We start from the raw sequence: 257 nt of genomic DNA, 5'->3' as shown, positions 1-257 counted from the left end.
GCCCGATCCAGCCCGCGCCGATCTTCGCACCGGCCGCTTGCGCATACGCGCTCACGTGGGTGCGCGCATCCTTGCCGCCGCTGCTGGTGAAGGGAACGGGCGCCACGCCGTCGAAGAAGTTGGCGGCCGCTGCGGTACCACCGCGCTGTTCCTCGTACGACGCCGCCGCACCGAAGTACGCGCTGTCGTACTTGAGCATCACCGACCAGTTGCGGCATTGCACCGCGTCGCCCGGCACCTGCCCCGCGCACGTGCCC

General features: G+C 70.8%; 1 protein-coding gene. It reads right to left on the bottom strand.

Translation table 11 applies throughout. The features are described from left to right. A partial coding sequence (locus AAEY79_RS15590; protein WP_352289478.1) for a hypothetical protein occupies positions 1 to 257 on the bottom strand: 257 nt, incomplete at both ends.

The sequence above is a fragment of the Psychrobacter sp. GW64-MNA-CIBAN-0177 genome, assembly GCF_040309585.1.
Lineage (GTDB): Bacteria > Pseudomonadota > Gammaproteobacteria > Pseudomonadales > Moraxellaceae > Psychrobacter > Psychrobacter okhotskensis.
Note: the sequence above shows the minus strand (reverse complement) of the source record. Positions and strands in the feature narration are given on the sequence as shown.